Origin of the sequence: Streptomyces sp. NPDC058157 (assembly GCF_042884105.1) — a bacterium.
In the GTDB taxonomy this organism is placed as follows: Bacteria; Actinomycetota; Actinomycetes; order Streptomycetales; family Streptomycetaceae; genus Streptomyces.
Window position 1 is genome coordinate 1 of the sequence record NZ_JBHVUQ010000282.1, and the last position, 7623, is coordinate 7623.

The 7623-nt window shown below is 74.6% G+C and carries 6 protein-coding genes; 2 read left to right on the forward strand and 4 right to left on the reverse strand.

The annotated features are described in order from the left end of the window. Positions 1–162 precede the first annotated feature (162 nt). The 4 genes from dnaG to ACFVXK_RS35620 all read right to left on the reverse strand — a co-directional run bounded on the left by dnaG (position 163) and on the right by ACFVXK_RS35620 (position 5551). Positions 163–2064, reverse strand: a complete 1902-nt coding sequence (gene dnaG / locus ACFVXK_RS35605; protein WP_389620552.1) for a DNA primase — start codon at positions 2062–2064, stop codon at positions 163–165. A 34-nt stretch (positions 2065–2098) separates the two neighbouring features. Beyond that, complete coding sequence (locus tag ACFVXK_RS35610; protein ID WP_389620555.1) at positions 2099–3373, reverse strand: NAD(P)/FAD-dependent oxidoreductase; 1275 nt, start codon at positions 3371–3373, stop codon at positions 2099–2101. Positions 3374–3466: 93 nt separating this feature from the next. Then, the gene (locus tag ACFVXK_RS35615; protein WP_389620558.1) at positions 3467–4783 is read right to left on the reverse strand and encodes a deoxyguanosinetriphosphate triphosphohydrolase; all 1317 of its coding nucleotides are present in this window, start codon (positions 4781–4783) and stop codon (positions 3467–3469) included. 57 nt (positions 4784–4840) lie between these two features. Next, complete coding sequence (locus ACFVXK_RS35620) at positions 4841–5551, reverse strand: sirohydrochlorin chelatase (protein WP_389620561.1); 711 nt, start codon at positions 5549–5551, stop codon at positions 4841–4843. 327 nt (positions 5552–5878) lie between these two features. Between ACFVXK_RS35620 and ACFVXK_RS35625 the strand changes: the two genes are divergently transcribed. Then, complete coding sequence (locus ACFVXK_RS35625; protein WP_389620564.1) at positions 5879–6586, forward strand: vancomycin high temperature exclusion protein; 708 nt, start codon at positions 5879–5881, stop codon at positions 6584–6586. Positions 6587–6649: 63 nt separating this feature from the next. Next, positions 6650–7420 (forward strand): glucose 1-dehydrogenase, encoded by a 771-nt coding sequence (locus ACFVXK_RS35630; protein WP_389620567.1) that lies wholly within the window; start codon positions 6650–6652, stop codon positions 7418–7420. Positions 7421–7623 lie beyond the last annotated feature (203 nt).

The following is a 7623-nucleotide window of genomic DNA, read 5'->3' on the forward strand; positions in this document are numbered from 1 at the left end:
CCTCAAACGCCGGCGGGGCTGGAATTGCCCTGCGGGCAATCCAGCCCGCGCGGCGTTTGAGCGCACCGGGCGCGGTAGCGCACGGAACGGGTCCGGGGCTCGCCCCGGGGAACGGAGGAAGGGTGGGGCGGGGAATGGCGCCGCAGGCACGCCCCCCGGGGCCTACAGGCCCTCCGCGCCGCGGTTGCGCAGGCGCTGCCCGTACTGCTGGAGGACCCACAGCTCCTGCTGGACCGCCGCGTGCTGCTCCGGCGGAGCCTGCGGCCCGAGCCGGGCCATCTGGCCCTGGATCTCGTGCACCCGCCGGTCCACCGCCCGCAGCCGGACCTGCACCAGCTGCACCCCCGCGTACACCTCGTCCACCGTCTTCGCGTGGATGGCCTCCACCACCAGCTCCGTCACCAGCGCGCGCACCGTGTCGTTCGGGGCCGCCTCCCGCACCCGGGCGACGTAGTCCTCGGTGCCCTGGGCGGCGCCGCCCGCGTCCTGGATGGCCTGGCGGACCTCCGCGTAGGGCGGGGCGGTGAACTCGTCCGTCCCGTACGCGTCGAAGGCGGGGGAGACCAGGGCCGGCCGCTGGAGCGCCAGCTTCAGCAGCTCCCGCTCCGTGCGGTGCGCCGGGCTGCGCAGGTTCAGGGCCGGACCGCTCGGCTGCGCCGGGGCGGGCGCGGCCGGGGCCTCCTCGTAACGGCGGGCGGGCTGCCGCTGCCCCGACTGCTGGCCGCGCTCGCGCGCCCACCGCGCCTGCTGCGCGACCCGCTTGACCACGAACTGCTCGTCGCGGATGCCCAGCATGCCCGCCAGCTGCACCGCGGACTCGTGCTGGATCGCGATGTTCTTGATCCCGGCGACGACCGGCGCGGCCTCGTCCAGGGCGGCCGCCCGCCCCGCCGGGTTCTCCAGGTTGTGCCGGGACACGATGTGCCGCAGCGCGAACTCGAACAGCGGGGTCCGGGACTCCACCAGCCCGGAGACGGCCGCGTCGCCCTGGGCGAGCCGCAGGTCGCAGGGGTCCATCCCGCCCGGGGTGATCGCGATCGAGGTCTCCGCCGCGAACTTCTGGTCGTCCTCGAAGGCCCGCAGCGCCGCCTTCTGCCCGGCCGCGTCGCCGTCGAAGGTGAAGATCACCTCGGCGGTCGCGTTGTCCATCAGCAGCCGGCGCAGGATCTTGATGTGCTCCCCGCCGAAGGCCGTGCCACAGGTGGCGATGGCGGTGGTGACCCCGGCCAGGTGGCAGGCCATCACGTCGGTGTAGCCCTCGACGACCACGGCCCGGGAGGTCTTCGCGATCTCCTTCTTGGCCAGGTCGATGCCGTACAGCACCTGGGACTTCTTGTAGATCGGCGTCTCGGGGGTGTTCAGGTACTTCGGCCCGTTGTCGTCCTCGCGCAGCTTGCGCGCGCCGAAGCCGACCACCTCGCCGCTGATGTCCCGGATCGGCCACATCAGCCGGCCCCGGAAGCGGTCGATGGGCTTGCCGCTGCGGCTGTCCTGGGCCAGCCCGGAGAGGATCAGCTCCTTGTCGCTGAAGCCCCGACCGCGCAGGAACCGGGTCAGGTGGTCCCAGCCGGCCGGGCTGTAGCCCACCCCGAAGTGCCCGGCCGCCCCCTGGTCGAAGCCGCGCTCCGCCAGGAAGCGGCGGGCGATCTCGGCCTCGGCGCCGCCGAGCTGGTCCACGTAGAACTGGGCGGCCGCCTTGTGCGCCTCGACCAGCCGGATCCGCTCGCCGCGGCCGCTGGTGCCGGCGGTGTAGCCGCCCTCCTCGTAGCGCAGGGTGATGCCGGCCTGGCCGGCCAGCCGCTCGACCGCCTCCGAGAACGAGAGGTGGTCGATCTTCATGATGAAGTCGAGGGTGTCCCCGCCGGCCTGGCAGCCGAAGCAGTGGTAGAGCCCCTTGCCCGGGCTGACCTGGAAGGACGGGGACTTCTCGTCGTGGAAGGGGCACAGGCCCTTGAGGTTGCCGCCGCCGGCGTTGCGCAGCTGGAGGTACTCCGAGACCACGGCGTCGATCGGGACCGCGTCCCGTACCGCCTTCACGTCGTCGTCGTTGATCCGTCCTGCCACCCGAGAATTCTACGGTGGGGCGGCGGCAAACCCGTCAGGCCCCCTGGGCCGGGAGCAGGGAGTCGAGCGGAACGGAAGGGTCCGCCAGCTTCTCGCGGTCCACCGGGGCCTTGGAGCGGATGAGGTTCTGGATCTGCTCGGTGACGTCCCACACGTTCACGTTCATACCGGCCAGCACCCGGCCGTCGGACAGCCAGAACGCGATGAACTCGCGCTTGCCCGCGTCCCCGCGCACCAGCACCTGGTCGTAGCTGCCCGCCGGGGCGTACCCCGAGTACTCCAGGCCCACGTCGTACTGGTCGGAGAAGAAGTACGGCACCCGCTCGTACGAGACCTCCTGCCCGAGCATCGCCCGCGCGGCGGCCGGGCCGCCGTTGAGGGCGTTGGCCCAGTGCTCCACCCGCACCCGGGTGCCCAGCGCCGGATGCTGGGCGGCGGCCACGTCACCGACGGCGTAGACGTCCGGGTCGGAGGTGCGCAGCGAGGCGTCCACGGCGATGCCGCCGCCGTGCTCCCGGTCCACCAGGGCCAGCCCGGAGGTCTCCGCGAGCGCGGTGCGCGGCGCCGCCCCGATGGCGGCGAGCACGGCGTGCGCCGGGTGCTCCTCGCCGTCGTCGGTACGGGCGGCCAGCACCATCCCGTCCTGCCCGACGATCTCCGTCAGCCTCGCCCCGAAATGGAAGCGGACCCCGTGCTCGCCGTGCAGGTCGGCGAAGAACTGGCCGACCTCCGGTCCGAGCACCGCGTGCAGCGGGGAGGCCAGCGGCTCGACCACGGTCACCTCGGCGCCGTAGGAGCGGGCCGCGGCCGCCACCTCCAGGCCGATCCAGCCCGCGCCCGCGATCAGCAGGTGGCCGTTGTCCCGGCCCAGGGCCGCCAGCGCGTGGCGGAGCCGCTCGGCGTGGGCGAGCCGGCGCAGGTGGTGCACCCCGGCCAGGCCGGTGCCCGGGATGTCCAGGCGGCGGGGCTCGGAGCCGGTCGCCAGCAGCAGCTTGTCGTAGTGCAGCAGGGTGCCGTCACCCAGGCGCACCGTCTTCGCCTCGCGGTCCAGGTGCACGGCGGGCTGCCCCAGGTGCAGCTCGATGTCGGCCTGCGCGTACCAGGACGGCTCGTGTACGAAGACGCTGTCGCGGTCCTCCTTGCCCAGCAGGTATCCCTTGGACAGCGGGGGCCGCTCGTAGGGATGGTCGCGCTCGTCGCCGATCAGGATCACCCGGCCGGTGAACCCCTCCGACCTCAGCGTTTCGGCGGCCTTCGCCCCGGCCAGCCCCGCGCCGACGATGATGAACGTCTGGTGTGCGTCGACCACCTGATGCCTCCTCATAACCTCTCCGCCATGTGCGGCCACATGCGAGCGTCCCGCACGGAGCCTGCCCCGTGAAGGGGGAATGGCCCGATCGGCTCACCCTTCGGCGCGCCGCCCGCGCCGGGTGAGGCGGGCGTGCAGGGACCGGGCGGAAGCGTCGGTGAGGCAGGCGATCTGGTCGATGACCGCCCGCTTGCGGGCCTTGTCGTCCGGCGCCGCGTCGAAGATCGCCCGGAACTGGGGGTCGAGCCCCTCCGGCGCGCGGGCGCTGAGCGCTTCGGCGAGTTCGGCCAGGACGATGCGCTGGTCGGCCCGCAGCCGCTCCTGCTCGTCGCGCTGCATCACGTACAGGTCGGCGACCGCCTTCAGGACGGCGCACTCGTTGCGCGCCCGGCGCGGGACCACCAGCTCCGCCGCGTACCGGGTCAGCGGGCCGCTGCCGTACGCCTCACGGGTGGCGGTCTCGGCGGCCAGGCAGAACCGGCCGATCAGCTGGCTGGTGGCGTCCTTCAGGCGGGCCTGCGCCACGGCCGAGCCGTCGTAGCCGTGGGGCCACCACTCCTCCTCCATCAGCCGGTCCAGCGCCTCGCGCAGCTCCTCCGGCTCGGTGTCGGCGGGCACGTACCGGCCGATGGCGACCTGCCAGATGGCGGCCCGCTCCGGTTCGGCGAACAGCAGGTTGGGGTCGAGGTGCCCGGCGTGCAGCCCGTCCTCGAAGTCGTGCACCGAGTACGCGACGTCGTCCGACCAGTCCATCACCTGGGCCTCGAAGCACTTGCGGTCGGCGGGCGCGCCGCGCCGCAGCCACGCGAAGACCGGCAGGTCGTCCTCGTAGGCGCCGAACTTCACCGAGTCGGGGTCGGTGGGGTGCCCGCCGCGCGCCCACGGGTACTTGGTGGCGGCGTCCAGACAGGCCCGGGTCAGATTGAGCCCGACGCTCACCGGCTCGCCCGTCGCCGGGTCGGGCACGAACCGCTTGGGCTCCAGCCGGGTCAGCAGGCGCAGCGACTGGGCGTTGCCCTCGAAGCCGCCGCAGTCCTTCGCGAACTCGTTGAGCGCCTCCTCGCCGTTGTGCCCGAACGGGGGGTGCCCCATGTCGTGCGACAGGCAGGCGGCCTCGACCAGGTCGGGATCGCAGCCGAGGGCGGCGCCGAGCTCCCGGCCGACCTGCGCGCACTCCAGGGAGTGGGTCAGCCGGGTCCGGGGGCTCGCGTCCCAGTCGTACGAGCGGGTGCCCGGGGTGACCACCTGGGTCTTCCCGGCGAGGCGGCGCAGCGCGGCCGAATGCAGCACCCGGGCGCGGTCGCGCTGGAAGGCGGTCCGCCCGGGCCTCTTGTCGGGCTCGGCGGCCCACCGCTCGGTGGCGGCGGGGTCGTAGGAGTCGTACGCGGGGATGAGCGCGGTGCCTTCCATGGATCAGACGTTAACCGGAGACACCGACAATCCGAGCAATCCGGTCCCGTCCGGTCTTCAGGCGGTGGCCAGTTCCCGCTCGTGCGCGGGCCGGGCCAGGGCCTCGTCGTAGCGGTGGAGGACCAGCCGGGCCAGGGCCGGGTGGGCGCCCAGGGGGGCCGCGGCCGGGCCCGGTGCGGCGGCGGCGCTCGCGGTGGCGAAGCGGCCGGGGGCGGTGAAGTACGAGGCCACCGCCACCCGGTGGCCCCGGGCCGCGAGCGCCCGTACGGCGTCCGGGACGGCCGGTGCGGCCGCCGAGGCGTACGCCGGGACCACGGGCACCCCGCCGAGCCGCTCCGAGAGCAGGGCGGCGGTGCGGCGGGAGCCGGCCGCGGAGTCGGGGTCGAGCGAACCGGCGGAGGCCAGCACCACGGCGTTGCCGGGCTGCCAGCCGGCCTCCAGGAGCCGCTCGAACAGGGCCTCCACCAGCAGCGGGTGCGGCCCGAGCGGCGCCGCGACCCGGGTGCGCAGGTGCCCGGCGCGGGCCGCGGCGGCGGGCAGGTCGCGCTTGACGTGGGTCCCGTGCCCGAGCAGCAGCGGGACGAGGACGGCCGGACCGGTGGCGTCCGCGAGGGTGTCGGCGAGCAGCGGCCGGTTCAGCTCGACGTGCCCGAGCCGGACGTCGAGGCGCGGGCGGAGCTCGCGGACCCGTTCGAGGAGGGCGAGCACGGTGAGGGCGGCGCGGGGGTCGCGGCTGCCGTGGGCCACGGCGACGAGGGTGGGCTGCATGAGGGGGCTCCGTGGGGCCGGGCGCGCGGCGGGCGCACTCCGCTCAGCTGGGCGCCGAGCTGGTGGGTGATCCGGGTCAGCAGCTCGGCCGCGCTGCCGAACGGGAGGGAGGGCGGGTACTGGCTTTCGGGAGGGTGCACCGGCTCCGTCATGGACCGATCCTGCGGGGCGCAGATTGCGTGTGCGTTGCGCGGCGGTGACGGGTGTTTGCCGGGTGCTCACACCGCCCGCCCGGCGCGCCGGGCTGAAACCGGGGCGATCTCCCGGCGCGTCCTGGTCTGCGAGCCGGGGCGACCGCGTCCGGGCGGACGACCAGGGGGAACGTTCATGCGCATACCGCGCCCGGGCAGGATCGCGCGCGCCCTGCGCAACCGGATGCCGCGCACCGTGGCGGCCCGGCGGCGGACCGTGCAGGCCGTGATGGCGCTGTGCGTGCTGGCCCTGCTGCCCTCCACCTGGACCCACGCCAGTGCCGCGGGCCGGCTGCGCACCACCGCGCAGGCGCCCGCGGCCGGGGTGGCCGTCGTCTTCGGGGCCGGGCTGTGGGACGGCCGGCCCACCCCGTACCTCGCGTCCCGCCTGGACGCGGCCGTCGAGCTGTACCGGGCCGGGAAGGTGAGGGCCGTCCTGGTCACCGGGGACAACGGCCGCACCGGGTACGACGAGCCCGACGCGATGCGCGCCTACCTCACCCGGCACGGGGTGCCCGACGGCCGCGTCGTCAGCGACTTCGCCGGCTTCGACACCTGGGACAGCTGCGTGCGCGCCCGGGAGATCTTCGGCGTGCGCCGGGCGGTGCTGGTGAGCCAGAGCTTCCACATCCACCGGGCCGTCGCGCTGTGCCGGGCCGCGGGCGTGGACGCGTACGGGGTCGGGGTCGACAACAAGCACGACGCCACCTGGTACTACGGCGGCGCCCGCGAGGTCTTCGCGGCCGGCAAGGCGGCCGTCGACGCCGTCTTCGAGCCGCGGCCGACGTTCCTCGGGCCCAAGGAGGAGGGGGTGTCGCGGGCCCTGGGCGCTCTGGCAGACTGACGCCGCGATCGGCGGTATGCCGATTAGTCATATACGAGCGCGTGCGGCGTCAGGGGTGGAACCGTGGCTGTTGTGGATCTGAGCGGCAAGGCCGTCGTCATCACCGGTGGGGCCCGGGGCCTCGGCGCGGCGGCCGCGCGGGCCGTCGTGGACGGCGGCGGCCGGGTGCTGCTCACCGACGTGCTGGAGGCGGAGGGCGCCGAGACCGCGGCGAAGCTCGGGGACGCGGCCCGGTTCGTACGCCACGACGTCACCAGCGAGGCCGACTGGCAGACCGTCCTGGACCACGCCGTCGCCGAGTTCGGCCGGCTCGACGGACTGGTCAACAACGCGGGCATCGCGACGGGGCAGTTCCTGGAGCACGAGAGCGTCGAGCACTTCCGCCGGTGCGTCGAGGTCAACCTGGTCGGCACGTTCATCGGCCTCAAGGCCGCGATCCCGCTGCTGAGGGCGAACGGCGGGGGCTCCGTCGTCAACATCTCCTCGGCCGCCGGGCTCACCGGGCTGGCCCTCACGGCCGGGTACGGGGCGTCCAAGTGGGGCGTACGGGGCCTGTCGAAGATCGGCGCCGTCGAGCTGGCCGAGGCGCGGATCCGGGTGAACTCGGTGCACCCGGGGATGACGCTGACCCCGATGACGGCGCCGGTGGGGATCCGGGCGGGGGAGGGCAACTACCCGGGCGCGCCGCTGGGGCGGGTCGGCGTCCCCGAGGAGATCGCGGCGGCGGTCGCCTTCCTCCTTTCGGACGCCGCCTCCTACATGACGGGGGCCGAACTGGCCGTCGACGGGGGCTGGACGGCGGGGCTGACGGTCGGCTACCTGACGGGCCGCTAGCCGCCCCCCGCCGCCACCGGGTGCCGCTGCGCGGGGCCTCTCCCCGCCCCGCCCTTCCTCCGTTCCCCGGGCGCTGCCCGGACCCGCGCCTCAAACGCCGGCGGGGCTGAAAGACCGGGGATCCGCCCCGGACCCCGTTCCGTGCGCTCCGCGCCCGGTGCGCTCAAACTCCCCCAGCTACCGCTGGGAGGTACCCCCAGCGC

Coding starts and splice junctions, on each gene's coding strand:
- ACFVXK_RS35615 (WP_389620558.1), bottom strand. CDS start 4,783: ATGGAAGGCACCGCGCTCATCCCCGCGTACGACTCCTACGACCCCGCC.
- ACFVXK_RS35620 (WP_389620561.1), bottom strand. CDS start 5,551: ATGCAGCCCACCCTCGTCGCCGTGGCCCACGGCAGCCGCGACCCCCGC.
- ACFVXK_RS35625 (WP_389620564.1), top strand. CDS start 5,879: ATGCGCATACCGCGCCCGGGCAGGATCGCGCGCGCCCTGCGCAACCGG.